This is a genomic window from Acidovorax sp. SDU_ACID1, from assembly GCF_045291395.1.
In the GTDB taxonomy this organism is placed as follows: Bacteria; Pseudomonadota; Gammaproteobacteria; order Burkholderiales; family Burkholderiaceae_C; genus MR-S7.
On the sequence record NZ_CP152342.1, the window covers coordinates 3,563,129 to 3,576,225 of the forward strand.

The window sequence follows — 13,097 nt, forward strand, 5'->3', positions numbered from 1 at the left end:
TGATAGCTGGTTGCGCTTGCCGGACAAGCGCTGGCGCCGTTTTTCTTCAATAAAGCGGCGGCTGCCCCTCGGGCCGCGTCTTGAAGCGCCGGTGCACCCAGTAGTACTGCGCGGGCATGGTGCCGATGGCCGCCTCCAGTTCGCGGTTCATGCGCGCGGTGTCGGCCACGTGGTCGTCGGTGGGGAAGTGTTCCCACGCGGGCGTGAGCTCGGCCACGTAGCCCTCGGGCGTCATGCGGCTGTAGAGCGCGACGACCTTGGCGCGGCCCAGGCGCGCGAAGCGCGAGAGCGAGGGAATGGTGGCCGCATCGGGCACGGCGAAGAAGGGCACGAAGACCGAATCGCCCGGCCCATAGTCCATGTCGGGCAGCAGGTACAGCAGCCCGCCCTTGCGCAGGCACGAGACGATGGGCTTGACCCCGTCGGCGCGGTTGAGCATGCGCACGTTGCCGAAGCGCTGGCGCCCGCCCATGAACCAGGCGTCGAGCACCGGATCGGGGTTGGTCGCGAAGATCGAGGTGAATTCGCGCGTGGTACTCAAAGGCAGCGCCAGCCCGCCCGCGTCCATGCTGTAGAAGTGCGGCGCGAAGACGATGGTGGGCGTGTCGCCCTCCAACTCGTGCAACGCGCCGGTGAGCTTCACGCGGCTGCGCACCACCGATTCGGACGCGGACCAGAGCCAGCCCCGGTCGAGGAAGGTCTGGCAGAACACCTCGAACGACTCGCGCGCCCAGGCGCGGCGCTGCGCTTCGGGCACGTCGGGAAAGCACAGCGCCAGGTTGCGCAGCGCCACCTTGCGCCGCGGCGCGGCCAGCACGAACAGCACCCGGCCGATGAAGGCGCCCAGTGCGCGCAGCGCGGGCAGCGGCAGGCGGCCCAGCAGGTTCAGCAGCGCGATACCCGCACGTGACGCCAGCCGCGACGTCATGCGCCCGTCTCCACCGTGTGCGCCTCGGCGCGCGGCTGCTTGTAGCGGGCGTAGCCCCAGAGGTACTGCCCGGGGCTTTGGCGGATGAGGTGTTCCATGGCTTGGTTGATCTGCCGCACGGCGGCGTCGAGTGTAGGGGCCAGGGGCTCGGGCAGATCCTCCAGGTGCAGCACGTAGCCACGCCCGCTGGGCAGGCGCTCGCAGCGCGCCAGGATCACGGCGGCGCCCGTCTGCTGCACGAGGCGCGCGGCCAGCGTCATGGTGTAGGCGTCGCGGCCGAAGAACGGCGACCACAGGCCCTGCCCCTGCGGCGGCACCTGGTCGGGCAGCAGGCCCACGGCGCGGCCCGCGCGCAGCGCCTTGAGCATCTGGCGCACGCCCTGCAGCGTGGTCGGCACCGCGTGGATGCCGGGGCGGTTGCGCGCCGTCTGCATCACGCGGGCCAGCCAGGGCTGGCGCGCGGGTCGGTAGAGGATGGTGAAGGGGCCGTGCCCGGGCGCCCAGCGCCGCGCCCCCTCCTGCACCGACATCTCGAAGCAGCCGATGTGCGGCGTGAGGAAGACGATGCCCCGCCCCGCCTCCCACGCGCGCTCCACGCATTCGGCGCCGCGCACCTCGCACGGCGGCAGCGCCGGCGCGAGCCACAGGCGCGGCGCCTCGGCCACCATGCGGCCCGCGTGGCCCACGGCCGCGCGCACGTCGCGCAGCCGGTAGCCTGCGCGCGCGGCGTTCTCCAGAAAGCGCCGCCGGTACGTGGCCGAGGCGCCGAACGCCACCCACCCCAGCAGCGCGCCGATGGCGTGCAGCAGCCGGAGCGGCAGTGCGGAAAGGAAGCGGAAGACGGATGGCATTAAAATGGCGGACGTCGCCGAGTTAACTGAGCAACTTGCAGGGCGACGTTAAACACAACTGCTAAAGCGTTCGCCACAGGCTCCTCAAGGACTGCGGGCAACGCCCAAAAGTGCTGAACACAGGAGTTTATTCAAATGGCGAACGATTTCCTCTTCACCTCCGAATCGGTTTCCGAGGGCCACCCAGACAAGGTGGCCGACCAGATCTCGGATGCGATCCTCGACGCGATCTTCGAGCAGGACCCCCGCTCGCGCGTGGCTGCCGAGACGCTGACCAACACCGGCCTGGTCGTGCTGGCCGGCGAGATCACCACCAACGCCCACGTGGACTACATCCAGGTGGCGCGCGATACCATCAAGCGCATCGGCTACGACAACACCGACTACGGCATCGACTACAAGGGCTGCGCGGTGCTCGTGGCCTACGACAAGCAGAGCAACGACATCGCCCAGGGCGTGGACCACGCGAGCGACGACCACCTGAACACCGGCGCGGGCGACCAGGGCCTGATGTTCGGCTACGCCTGCGACGAGACGCCCGAGCTGATGCCCGCGCCCATCTACTACGCGCACCGCCTGGTCGAGCGCCAGGCACAGTTGCGCAAGGACGGCCGCCTGCCCTTCCTGCGGCCCGACGCCAAGAGCCAGGTGACGATGCGCTACGTGGACGGCAAGCCGCACAGCATCGACACCGTGGTGCTCTCCACCCAGCACCACCCCGACCAGAGCGAGACGCCCACCAAGATGAAGGCCAGCTTCACCGAGGCCGTCATCGAGGAGATCATCAAGCCCGTGCTGCCCAAGGAGTGGCTGCAGGACACCAAGTACCTCATCAACCCCACGGGCCGCTTCGTCATCGGCGGCCCGCAGGGCGACTGCGGCCTGACGGGCCGCAAGATCATCGTGGACACCTACGGCGGCGCCTGCCCGCACGGCGGCGGCGCGTTCAGCGGCAAGGATCCGACGAAGGTGGACCGCAGCGCCGCCTACGCCGCGCGCTACGTGGCCAAGAACATCGTGGCCGCGGGCCTGGCGCGCCAGTGCCAGATCCAGGTGGCCTACGCCATCGGCGTGGCGCGGCCGATGAACGTCACGGTCTACACCGAGGGCACGGGCGTGATGCCCGACGAGCAGATCGCGCAATTGGTGCTGGAGCACTTCGACCTGCGGCCCAAGGGCATCATCCAGATGCTCGACCTGCTGCGCCCGATCTACCAGAAGACCGCCGCCTACGGCCACTTCGGCCGCGAGGAGCCCGAGTTCACCTGGGAGAGGACGGACAAGGCTGCCGCGCTGCGTGCAGCGGCCGGGCTGTAAAGCCCGGCAATCCGCGCCAGCGGATTCGGCAGCCTTGCGGCGCAGGCTCATTTCGCGCAGCGAAGTGAAGGCCCGCAGGGCCGGGCCGAAGCCACAAAGCCCAGGCGCTGCGTACAGCAGCCGGGCGGTAAGCACACGCCCCGCTCCTACATCGCCCCGGCCGCCACACCGACGGCCGGATGGTGCCCGGCTCCCTATCGTTGCTCCCGTAACGAAAGGGAACTGCCATGCTGAAGTACGCCATCATCTTCGCCATCATTTCGCTCATCGCCGGGGCGCTGGGCTTCACCGGCGTGGCCGCGGGCTCGGCCGCCATCGCCAAGGTACTGTTCGTGCTGTTCCTGGTGCTGGCCGTGGTGTTCCTGGTGCTGGCGCTGCTGGGCATCGGCGCTGCGCGCAAGGCGCTCAAATGACGGCGGCGGCCGGGCGCGGCCGCGCAGTTGCCTACACTGCGGGCTCTGCACGACCGCTTCCGCGCCATGTCCGTCCACCTGCTCGCCATCGATCCCCAGAACGACTTCTGCGACCTGCCTGCTGAGGGCGCCGCAGCGCCCACGCTGCCCGTGCCGGGCGCGCATGCGGACATGCAGCGCCTGGCCGCGCTCCTCCGCATGCAGGGCGGGCGCATCGGGAAGATCACCGTCACGCTGGACTCGCACCAGCGCTACGACATCGCCCATCCGCCGTTCTGGCAGCGCGGCGACGGCAGCGATGTGCCGCCCTTCACGCCCATCACCGCAGCCAAGGTCCGCGCCGGCGCCTTCGCTCCGCGCGACGCCCAGGCGCTGCCGCGCGTGCTGGCCTACCTCGACGCGCTGGAAACGCAGGGCCGCTACACGCTCATGGTGTGGCCTGTGCACTGCGAAATCGGCAGCTGGGGCCACGGCGTGCACGCCGACGTGCTCGCGGCCTGCGGCGCATGGCAGGCACGGCAACTGCGCGCCGTGCATCACGTGTTCAAGGGCATGAACCCGTGGACGGAGCACTACAGCGCCGTGCAGGCCGAGGTGCCCGATCCGGCCGACCCCGCCACGGCCCTCAACACCCGCCTGCTGGAGGACCTGGGCCGCGCCGGCCTGCTGCTCATCGCCGGCGAGGCCAGCAGCCACTGCGTGCGCGCCACCACCGAACACATCGTGCAGCACCTGCCGCTCATCGCGCCCGGCTGGAATGCCAGCCGCCTCGTGCTGCTGACCGATTGCATGAGCCCCGTGGCGGGCTTCGAGGCGCAGCACACGGCCTTTCTCGACGCCATGCGCGCGCAGGGCGCACAACTGGCCACCTCAAGCCAAATCAGCCTCTAGCGCTTATTCAGCAAGCGTAAGCAGCTCTCTTTTTGAAGCATGTACGACACCGCCATCCTCATCGGCCGCTTCGAGCCCGTCCACGCCGGCCATGTGGCCCTGCTGCGCGAGGCGCTGGCGCGCGCGCAACGGGCCATCGTCATCGTCGGCTCCGCCTACCAGGCGCGCACGCCCAAGAACCCCTTCACCTGGCAAGAGCGCGAGGCCATGCTGCGCGGCGCCCTGCCCGCGCCGGACGCCGCACGCCTCACCGTGCTGCCCGTGCGCGACTACTACAACGAAGCCGTGTGGGTGCGCGCCGTGCGCGAGGCCGTCGCACGGCTGGCCGGGCCGCAGGAGCGCATCGCCCTCGTGGGCCACTTCAAGGACGCCACCAGCAGCTACCTGGACGCCTTTCCCGACTGGGAACTCATCCGTATGGAGCGCCAGGGCGGCATGGACGCCACCACATTGCGCGATGCCTACTTCGGCGCCACGCCGGACACCCTGGCCGCGGCGCTCGCGCCGCTGGCAGCGGACATTCCCCCTGCCACGCACCGCCTGCTGGAGCGGCTCGCGCGCACGCCCCACTACGCCGCACTGCAACAGGAATGGCGCATGCTGCGCGACTACCGCCAAGCTTGGTCCGCCGCGCCCTACCCGCCCATCTTCGTCACCGTGGACGCGGTGCTGCGCTGCCAGGACCACGTGCTGCTCATCCGCCGCGCCCACGCCCCCGGCAAGGGCCTGCTGGCCGTGCCCGGCGGCTTCATCGAGCCGCGCGAAACCCTCTGGCAGTCCTGCCTGCGCGAGCTGGCCGAGGAAACCCACTGCGCCCTGCCCGAATCCACCCTGCGCGCCGCGCTGCGGGAGGTGGCCGTCTTCGACCACCCCGACCGCAGCCAGCGCGGGCGCACCATCACCCACGCGCATTACTTCGATCTGGGCGACGCACCCTTGCCCGCCGTGCGCGCCGACGACGACGCGGCGCAGGTGCAATGGACTCCGTTCCACCAACTGGCGCGCATGGAAGATGCCTTTTTCGAAGACCATTTCCACCTATTGGATCGTTTTTTGCGCCTCACCCCCTCCACCTGAGCCGCACTCGGCAGGGCTCATGAAGGGGGGCAATTACACTTTCTAGCCTCCATCGCCTCGCCAGCCATGCCGGCGCGATCGCCGAACACCACCATGAGTCCCCCCCGAACACTGAAAAGCGAACCAAGTACCTTTCCTGGCTGTTTGCCTTGGTTCTGCTGGCCGCCGTGCTGGGCGTCTACCTGCCGGGGCTGTACAACGACCTTTTGTTCGACGACGTCTCGTCGCTCCAGAACGGCTCGCTTTTCAAAGCCTACGGAAGCCTGCTGGACATCAAGCAGCGCATGGTCTCGTATGGCAGCTTCATCTGGGTCGAACATCTCGCAGGGCCTGGCTTCTGGAAGCAGCGCCTGGTCAACGTCGCACTGCACCTGGCCGCGGTCGCAGCCCTGTATGCACTGCTCAGGTCGCTGTTCGCGCTGACCCGTTTTCCCGACGACATCGAAAGCCAGCCCCATTTCGTCGCCTCCCGGACCGCCGCTCTGCAGGTGGGCACCGCCCTTTTCGCGCTCCACCCGGTCGCCGTTTACGCGGTGGGCTACCTGATCCAGCGGTCGATTCTCATGGCGACGCTGTTCGCCCTGCTGGCCTGTCTGGCGTGGGTGCGCGCACTGACGGCCCGGCGTTGGCCATGGTATGGACTGGCCGTGCTCTGCTACGCGCTCGCCGTGCTGTCCAAGGAGCATGCGGTGATGACCGCCGCCCTGGCGATTCCGCTCTATATCTACGTGCGGCGCCCAGGCTGGAAGAGCATCGCGGCCGTGGCCGGCTCCGCACTGCTGCTGCTCGCTGTCGCCGCCGCCGTGCTCCTGAATTTCTACGGCAGCTTGGTCGGCCAGCTCTTCGACGCGCAATCCCGGGCCTTTGCCCAGCAGCTCGACGCGCTGCGGCCAGGCGTCAGTCAGCACATGTACCCGTTGAGCATCATGAACCAGGCGGCGCTCTTCTTTGGCTATGGACTGCGCTGGCTCGTGCCCTACCTGGGGTGGCTGTCCATCGACCTGCGGCCGGCGTTCCCCCTGGAGCTCGCCTCGTGGCAGCTCGCTGGCGCCATCGGCTACCTGGCCCTTTTCGCTGCCGCCGTCTGGCTGCTGCTGCGGCGCACCGGCGCGCCGAGCCTGGCGGGCCTGCTCCTGCTCTTTCCTCTGCTGTGGTTCTGCACCGAATTCGCCACCGTCTGGGTGCAGGATCCGTTCGTGCTCTACCGCAGCTACCTCTGGGCCACGATGCTGCCCGGGCTGCTGGCCATCCTCCTGATCGGCCTGCGGCCACGCACCATCTACGCCCTGGGCGCCGTCGCCGGCCTGTTGCTCGGCGCGCTGGCGCTGGAGCGCAACATGTCCTTGCACAATGAAGTCACCGCCTGGACAGACGCGGCGGAGAAGACCGACTTCCAGGCCCCCGCCAACGCCGTGGGGCGCAGCCGCCCCTTCCTGAACCTGGGCGCCTATTACCTGAAGCGGCAGATGCTGGATCAGGCGGAACGCAACCTGACCATCGCAAAAACCTTCGGAGACCGGGGAGAGCTGGGCGGCATGGCGCTGTACAACTCCGGCGTCATCCTGCAAATGAAACGGCAGGACGCCGCGGCACTCCACGCCTTCTCGGTCGCGCGAGCCATGGGCTATTCTGGTCACCCCCTGCATTACCACCAAGGCGAATCGCTTGCCGCCACCGGACAACTGGCCCCGGCCTACCAAAGTTACAGCACTGCACTGGAGCTGGCGCAACACAGCCCCGACACGACGCCAGACCAGTTGCTGCTCATGCGCGTGCGGCGCGCAGAAATCGCAATGGCTGCGCAAATGTATGACGAGGCCCTCGGTGACTTCAAGGCGCTGCTGCAGCAAAGGCCCAGCGACCCCCGCTTCGCCCTGGGTGTGGGCATGGCCTTCGTCGGCAAGAACCTGCCGCTAGCGGCCATCCAGATGTTCGACCAGCTCGTCGCCCGCAACCCCAGCGCACCGGCCTACTACGGCCGCGCCCTGGCCTACCGGCAGCTCGGCCAGAAAAAGGCCGCGCTGGCCGACCTGGACGAGGCGCTCAAACTCCAGCCCAACAACCTGCAGTACACACGCCTGCGCGATACGGTCGCAGCCTCGAAGGAATAGCGGACCGCCGTGACTCTGCGCATCCTGCACATTGGCAAGTTCTATCCGCCGCACCGGGGAGGCATGGAAGTCTTCCTGGCCGACCTCGTCAACGCCCAGCGTCAGGCCGGCATCGATGCCGCCGCCCTGGTGCACGGTACGCCCGAGGCCGGGGATCCCCCTGGCTGACCCGCGTGCCCGTGCAGGGGCAGTTTGTCTACGCCCCCATCGCCATCGGTTTCCGCTCCGCGATGGCGCGTGCCATCGCCCGGCACCAGCCCCACGTGCTGCACCTGCACATGCCAAACAATTCGGCCCTGTGGGCATTGACCCTGGCCAAAGCCCGCGCGCTGCCCTGGGTGGTGCATTGGCAGTCCGACGTCGTGGTGTCGAAGATCCGCCTCCCGGTCGCGCTCGCCTACCGGCTCTACCGGCCGTTCGAGCAGGCCGTGCTGCAGCACGCCTCGCGCATCATCGCAACCTCTCCCCCGTATCTGGAGGCCAGCGAGCCCCTGAGGCGATGGAAGGATAAGTGCGCCGTCATCCCCCTGGGACTGAACATTACCAATGAAGAAACCCCAGCCACTTCAGTGCCTCCGCCATGGCGGAACGGCACGCTGCGCTTGCTGTCCATCGGCAGGCTGACCTACTACAAGGGCTTTGAGACCTTGATCCAGGCCGCCGCCGGGTTGAGCGGCGTGGAGCTCCTGATCGTGGGGGAAGGCGAACTGCGCGATGCACTGCAGGCGCTGATCCAGGCGCAAACCCCGGCGAGCCAGGCGCCCAACGTGCGCCTGCTGGGCAACGTCAGCGACGCGGAGAAAAGCGCCCTGCTGCAAAGCTGCGACGTGTTCTGCCTGGCCTCGCGCGAGCGCACCGAGGCTTTCGGCATCGTTTTGCTGGAAGCCATGCAGCACGCCCGGCCCTGCATCGTGTCGGCGCTGCCGGGCTCGGGCATGCCATGGGTGGTTGCCACAGCCGGCGCCGGCCTGCGGGTGCCGGTGGAAGACGTGGCCGCCTGGCGGGCGGCCATTGCCCAGGCCCACGACAGCCCCGCGCTGCGCACCCGATGGGGCCAGGCCGGCCAGCGCGCCCTGCGGGAATCTTTCTCCATCACCGCCTGCGAGCGCCGCATGGCGGGCCAATACGCCCTGGCCGCACCCGATGCCGCCTGCAGCCCACCGTGCAAAGACGTGCTAATCGTCATTCCCGCCCGCAATGAAGCCGCCACCATCGGCGCCGTGCTGCACGACCTGCAAGCGGCGGGCTGGCGCGACGTGCTGGTCATCAACGACCAAAGCACCGACGACACCGCCGCCATCGCCCGCTCCGCGGGCGCACAGGTACTCAGCCCCGCGCTGCCCGTAGGTGCATGGGGCGGCATGCAGGCGGGCATCCGCCACGCCCTGCGCCATGGCTACCGGGCCGTCGTCACCATGGATGCGGACGGCCAGCACGAAGTCGCCGAGCTTCCCACGCTGCTCCAGGCACATCGCCAGGCAGACTTGGTCATTGGTGCATTTCCTGAACGCGCCAGCCGGCTGCGCCAACTGGCCTGGCACTGGTTCCGTCAATTGGCGGGGTTCGACCTGCGGGACCTGACCTCGGGCTTCAGGCTGTACAACCGCGAGGCCATGCGCGTGCTCGCCTCCCGCGAAGCCACGCTGCTCGACTACCAGGATCTGGGCGCGCTGTTGCTGATCCGCAGGGCGGGCCTCACGATCGCCGAAGTGCCCGTCTCCATGAACCTGCGCACGGCAGGCAAGTCGCGTATCTTCAACTCATGGTTCAACGTAGGCAAATACATGATCGCCACGACACTGCTGTGCCTGGCCCGCAAGGAAGTAGGCGCGCAGCGAAAGGCCGGCGAAGGCTGACGGCAGCGCGCCAGCCGCAAGATCGCTATGTTATCGATAGCTGCTTGCGCTTTCTACACGAGCGCTAGAGGTCATTTTCATTCAAAAAGACCCAAGCTTGCGATACACCGCCACGGTCTGATCTGCACAGGCATCCCACGACAGCGTGGCAGCCCGGGCCAGCCCCTGGGCACGAGCCTGTGCCAGCCAGGCATCGCTGCCCAAACATTCCGCCAAGGCGGCGGCAATGTCCTCCACGTCCAGCGGGTTCACGAGCCGGGCCGCACCCGCAGCCACCTCGGGCATGCACGAAAGATTGGACGTCAGCACCGGCGTGCCGCTCGCCATCGCCTCGACGATGGGCAGGCCGAAGCCTTCATACAGCGACGGATACGCCATCAGCCGTGCGCCCGCATACAACGCCGGCAGCCAATGCTGATCAACGAACGACACGTAGCGCAGCCAGCCCTCGGCCTGCGCGCGGGCCATGCGCGCATGGATGGCTTCGGAGTTCCAGCCCTTGCCCCCCGCCACTACCAGCGGCCATTCACGGCGCATCGCGGCAGGCAAGCACTCATACGCCTGGACCAGCCGCTCCACGTTCTTGCGTGGCTCCACGGTGCCGACGAACAAGGTGTAGCGCCCCGCACGCAAGTCCAGCGCCTGCATGGCGGGCTCCAGCATCTGCGGCGTGTGGGGGCGGAAGACGGAATCGGCCGCCAGGTGGATCGCGGTGATGCGCTCGGGCGGCATCAGACGGCGCTCGATCATCTCCCGGCGAACCGCCTCGGAGATGGCGATCACATGGTCCGTGCGCGCCAGGCTCGGCCTCAGAGTCAGGTTCAGATAATCCACGCGAGCCCGCGGGTGGAACTGCGGGTACAGGATGTGCGACAGATCCAGCACCGTGCTCACCGTGCGCCCCTGGAACGGAGGCACGACGTAGTTGGGTGAGTGGTAGATCGCCTGCTGGTTGCCGCGCAGGCGCCAGCCGAAAAACGCTGGCGTGATGGCACAGAACACCCGCACCGCCAGAGGATTCCCGGCCAGCCGCGTGCGCAAGGTAGTGCGCTCGCGCACCGCAACGGCCGCCGGGGCCACCGTGCTTGACACTGGTGTCCCCAGCGCCTCCAGCGGGTCGTCCAGCCATTGCCCCATGGAGAAATACCGCAGCCGCGCCACCTCCTCGTGCCGTGCCAGCCGCATGGCCAGTTCATAGGTGTAGCGGCCAATGCCGGTCAGCGGCGGGCGCAGGGCGTCAGCGCCCAAGATCACATCGAGTTTCACGAGCAGAAGTATCGCCGAGCCGAGAGAGGAGCAACACCGCGGCAGCGCTCACCGGGGCGTCGATGGGATAGGCGCAACCTCATACAGAAAGCCGGTCTTCTCGCCAATCTTCACCGGGCGCACCGTCCTTTGGACGATGTGGAACGCAGCCCCCCTGATCAGATGGTCTCCGGTGACTTTCTCGCATTCCTCTATGGAATCCACCAGGCACAGCACCTTCAGGCCCTTCTCCCGCGACACCTCGCCCAGCAGCTTGTTCCTCAGCACATGCCCCCGTGGGGCCACCCCGTAGACAGGAAGCCCATCGCTGCCCCTGCGCTGCCAATGCGCATTGGCCAGGAACACCACAGGCCAGACATCCCAGAAGCCACCCGCGACCAAGTTGGCTTTTTCCTCGACCACCACCAGCGCCGATGCCTTCGCCTGGCCGCGCCATGTCGTGGAGACGATCTCGCCCGGCTCAGAGGAAAGCCCGCCGAGCTTCACCACGAAAACATAGGCAACGCAGCCCGCAGCCACCAGGGCTTGCGCCGGCATGTTGAGCACCCTGGCAAACAGGGTCACCCACAAAAAGGCACAGAAGGTGCAGTACGCCAGCACGAAAACGAGGAAATACCGGATGTTGAAGAAGTTGACTTGCACCCACACCAATGCACTCAACGCCGTCACCGCCACGGGCATGGCCGCGGCCAGCACCAGAACCAGCCACGCCTGACGGGTGCGCAGCAGCAGCGCGGCCACGACGGAGGCAGCGCCCAAGGCACCCAGACCCCCAAGGTGCAAGTGCGTGGACAGGGTCTTCCAGACGGCCAGGACAGCAGGCCATGAGGGATGGATGAACGGCGACGTGGAGCGCTCGCCAAACACCCAGGCATGCGCGGCCGCCATGACAAGCGCCACCGCCTGCACCGCCAGCAACAGGAATAAACCGCGCCTCTCCTCCCCCTTGCCGAAGAGCATCAGGAACACCAGCACGGGCAGCATGAGCATCATCAGCGCCGCATTCGTGGCATAGGCCAGGAAAGCCGCCGCTAGCGCCGCCAGCACACTCGCGGCGCCTGGCCATGCGCGAAGAATCGCCGTGCTGATCCCCCACAGCACGAGCGAGGTGCCGAAAGGGTTGTGCTGCACGTACAGGTTGAACAGCCCGTATTGATCCGACAGCGAAAGCGCCAGAAAAAAACCGGCCAGAACCGTGGTGATGAACCATGACCGGCGGTCCTCCTGAATCAGCACCAGAAGCCCCACCGGGGCCAGGAACGCCATGAACGCGCGCAGGAATATCTGCAGGTGCGCGTTGGCCTGCACGTCCGTCACCGGAGCCGCCAGCGCCGGCAGGAAATTCAGCAACCGGTCCTGCCCCCAGAAGTACCAGGTAAGCTTCTGGGTGGATATCAAACTCGTCAACACACCGTCGCCATCCTGCAGCCCCGCCAGCATGTGCGACATCGGGTACAGCAGGCCCGCCAGCCCCCCGAACAACAACAGCCATCCCAGGCCCGGGCACCGCCCAGCCGGGCGCGTAGCCAGATCAGACGGCCGCGCCATCATTCGCACCGCATTGGACACAGCCACCGCCATCGCGGGCATAAGCGCCGGAGGGCATCCCCTCGATCCATGCGTAAGGGCTCGCGCATGACCGGCAGGGAGCAAGGCCACCGCCCCGCCGGGACTTGGAAACCGGCAGCCGTCTCACGACCGCCAACTGCAGCAGCGTGGCCATGCCCCGGAAAATTTCCAACTTGGCGATCTTTGAAACGCCATAGCCGCGCCGCAAGAAATGAATGGGCACGTCTACCATCTGAAAATCATTCCGGGCCCCTTCCACCACCGCCGCCATGAAAAACGAATAGCCGCCCCGGCGAAGCCCCGGCAGCCAAAGCCGCCTGAGCGCCGTGACTCTGAAGGCCCGGAAAGACGTGGTGAACTCCGACAACGCAATGCCCAGCAGCCGCCGCGCCGCCCGGTTGGCCACCTGGCTGACATGCAGCCGATAGCCCGTGTAGTCGCAGCGGCCGCCCGCGCAATAGCGCGACCCGATGACAAAGTCATTGCCCTCTCGGATCTTCTCGATCAGCAAAGGAATGGCGCACGGCTGGTGCGACCCGTCCGCATCCAGGCTCACCAGCACGTCGTAACCGCAATGCATGGCATGGCAAAACGCCAGCAGATGGGCGCTGCCCAGCCCCATCTTTCCGGGACGCTCGATGATGGTGAGTTGCGGCAGTTGCAAGCCCCGCATGACGGCAACCGTGCCGTCCGTGCTCGCATCGTCAACCACCAGGATGTCCGCATACGGAACGGCATCCACTGTCCCGTTCAGCACGCCGCCAATGTTCCCCGCCTCGTCATAGGTGGCGGAAAAAACAAGCACTCTCATGGCGGAC

12 protein-coding genes are annotated in these 13,097 nt (G+C 67.5%); 7 read left to right on the plus strand and 5 right to left on the minus strand.

Features of this window, described 5'->3' with window-relative positions; genetic code table 11:
* Positions 1 to 46 precede the first annotated feature (46 nt).
* The gene (locus AAG689_RS17550; protein ID WP_406623076.1) at positions 47 to 928 is read right to left on the minus strand and encodes a lysophospholipid acyltransferase family protein; all 882 of its coding nucleotides are present in this window, start codon (positions 926 to 928) and stop codon (positions 47 to 49) included.
* Positions 925 to 1,779 (minus strand): lysophospholipid acyltransferase family protein, encoded by an 855-nt coding sequence (locus AAG689_RS17555; RefSeq protein WP_406623077.1) that lies wholly within the window; start codon positions 1,777 to 1,779, stop codon positions 925 to 927. Before AAG689_RS17555 ends, AAG689_RS17550 begins: the two co-directional genes overlap by 4 nt.
* Before the next feature lie 135 nt (positions 1,780 to 1,914).
* Here AAG689_RS17555 and metK point away from each other — a divergent pair, with 135 nt between their 5' ends.
* The 7 genes from metK (at position 1,915) to AAG689_RS17590 (ending at position 9,444) form a co-directional block, all read left to right on the plus strand.
* Positions 1,915 to 3,096 (plus strand): methionine adenosyltransferase, encoded by a 1,182-nt coding sequence (gene metK / locus AAG689_RS17560; protein ID WP_406623078.1) that lies wholly within the window; start codon positions 1,915 to 1,917, stop codon positions 3,094 to 3,096.
* A gap of 227 nt (positions 3,097 to 3,323) precedes the next feature.
* Entirely contained in the window at positions 3,324 to 3,509 is a 186-nt protein-coding gene (locus tag AAG689_RS17565; RefSeq protein ID WP_020228986.1) for a DUF1328 domain-containing protein, read from the plus strand.
* Positions 3,510 to 3,575: 66 nt separating this feature from the next.
* Entirely contained in the window at positions 3,576 to 4,400 is an 825-nt protein-coding gene (locus AAG689_RS17570) for a cysteine hydrolase (RefSeq protein WP_406623079.1), read from the plus strand.
* A 39-nt stretch (positions 4,401 to 4,439) separates the two neighbouring features.
* Complete coding sequence (locus AAG689_RS17575; protein WP_406623080.1) at positions 4,440 to 5,477, plus strand: bifunctional nicotinamide-nucleotide adenylyltransferase/Nudix hydroxylase; 1,038 nt, start codon at positions 4,440 to 4,442, stop codon at positions 5,475 to 5,477.
* 149 nt (positions 5,478 to 5,626) lie between these two features.
* Positions 5,627 to 7,588, plus strand: a complete 1,962-nt coding sequence (locus AAG689_RS17580; protein ID WP_406623081.1) for a tetratricopeptide repeat protein — start codon at positions 5,627 to 5,629, stop codon at positions 7,586 to 7,588.
* Between the two features lie 9 nt (positions 7,589 to 7,597).
* The gene (locus tag AAG689_RS17585) at positions 7,598 to 7,756 is read left to right on the plus strand and encodes a hypothetical protein (RefSeq protein WP_406623082.1); all 159 of its coding nucleotides are present in this window, start codon (positions 7,598 to 7,600) and stop codon (positions 7,754 to 7,756) included.
* On the plus strand, positions 7,753 to 9,444 hold the full coding sequence (locus AAG689_RS17590; protein WP_406626365.1) for a glycosyltransferase: 1,692 nt from the start codon (positions 7,753 to 7,755) through the stop codon (positions 9,442 to 9,444). The genes AAG689_RS17585 and AAG689_RS17590 overlap by 4 nt, the downstream gene beginning before the upstream one ends.
* A gap of 81 nt (positions 9,445 to 9,525) precedes the next feature.
* On the opposite strand, the gene AAG689_RS17595 is transcribed toward AAG689_RS17590, so the two are convergent.
* The 3 genes from AAG689_RS17595 to AAG689_RS17605 all read right to left on the minus strand — a co-directional run bounded on the left by AAG689_RS17595 (position 9,526) and on the right by AAG689_RS17605 (position 13,090).
* Positions 9,526 to 10,692 carry a glycosyltransferase family 4 protein gene (locus AAG689_RS17595; protein ID WP_406623083.1) on the minus strand — a complete coding sequence of 389 codons (1,167 nt, stop codon included), beginning with the start codon at positions 10,690 to 10,692 and terminating at the stop codon, positions 9,526 to 9,528.
* Between the two features lie 66 nt (positions 10,693 to 10,758).
* A complete protein-coding gene (locus tag AAG689_RS17600; RefSeq protein WP_406623084.1) occupies positions 10,759 to 12,291 on the minus strand; it encodes a hypothetical protein in 1,533 nt (510 codons plus the stop codon).
* Positions 12,242 to 13,090 (minus strand): glycosyltransferase, encoded by an 849-nt coding sequence (locus tag AAG689_RS17605; RefSeq protein WP_406623086.1) that lies wholly within the window; start codon positions 13,088 to 13,090, stop codon positions 12,242 to 12,244. The genes AAG689_RS17600 and AAG689_RS17605 overlap by 50 nt, the downstream gene beginning before the upstream one ends.
* Between the last annotated feature and the right edge of the window lie 7 nt (positions 13,091 to 13,097).

Bases quoted from the DNA above. Each gene is read 5' to 3' on its own strand.
- AAG689_RS17550 (WP_406623076.1), bottom strand. From the start codon at position 928: ATGACGTCGCGGCTGGCGTCACGTGCGGGTATCGCGCTGCTGAACCTG.
- AAG689_RS17555 (WP_406623077.1), bottom strand. From the start codon at position 1,779: ATGCCATCCGTCTTCCGCTTCCTTTCCGCACTGCCGCTCCGGCTGCTG.
- metK (WP_406623078.1), top strand. From the start codon at position 1,915: ATGGCGAACGATTTCCTCTTCACCTCCGAATCGGTTTCCGAGGGCCAC.
- AAG689_RS17565 (WP_020228986.1), top strand. From the start codon at position 3,324: ATGCTGAAGTACGCCATCATCTTCGCCATCATTTCGCTCATCGCCGGG.
- AAG689_RS17570 (WP_406623079.1), top strand. From the start codon at position 3,576: ATGTCCGTCCACCTGCTCGCCATCGATCCCCAGAACGACTTCTGCGAC.
- AAG689_RS17575 (WP_406623080.1), top strand. From the start codon at position 4,440: ATGTACGACACCGCCATCCTCATCGGCCGCTTCGAGCCCGTCCACGCC.
- AAG689_RS17600 (WP_406623084.1), bottom strand. From the start codon at position 12,291: ATGGCGGTGGCTGTGTCCAATGCGGTGCGAATGATGGCGCGGCCGTCT.
- AAG689_RS17605 (WP_406623086.1), bottom strand. From the start codon at position 13,090: ATGAGAGTGCTTGTTTTTTCCGCCACCTATGACGAGGCGGGGAACATT.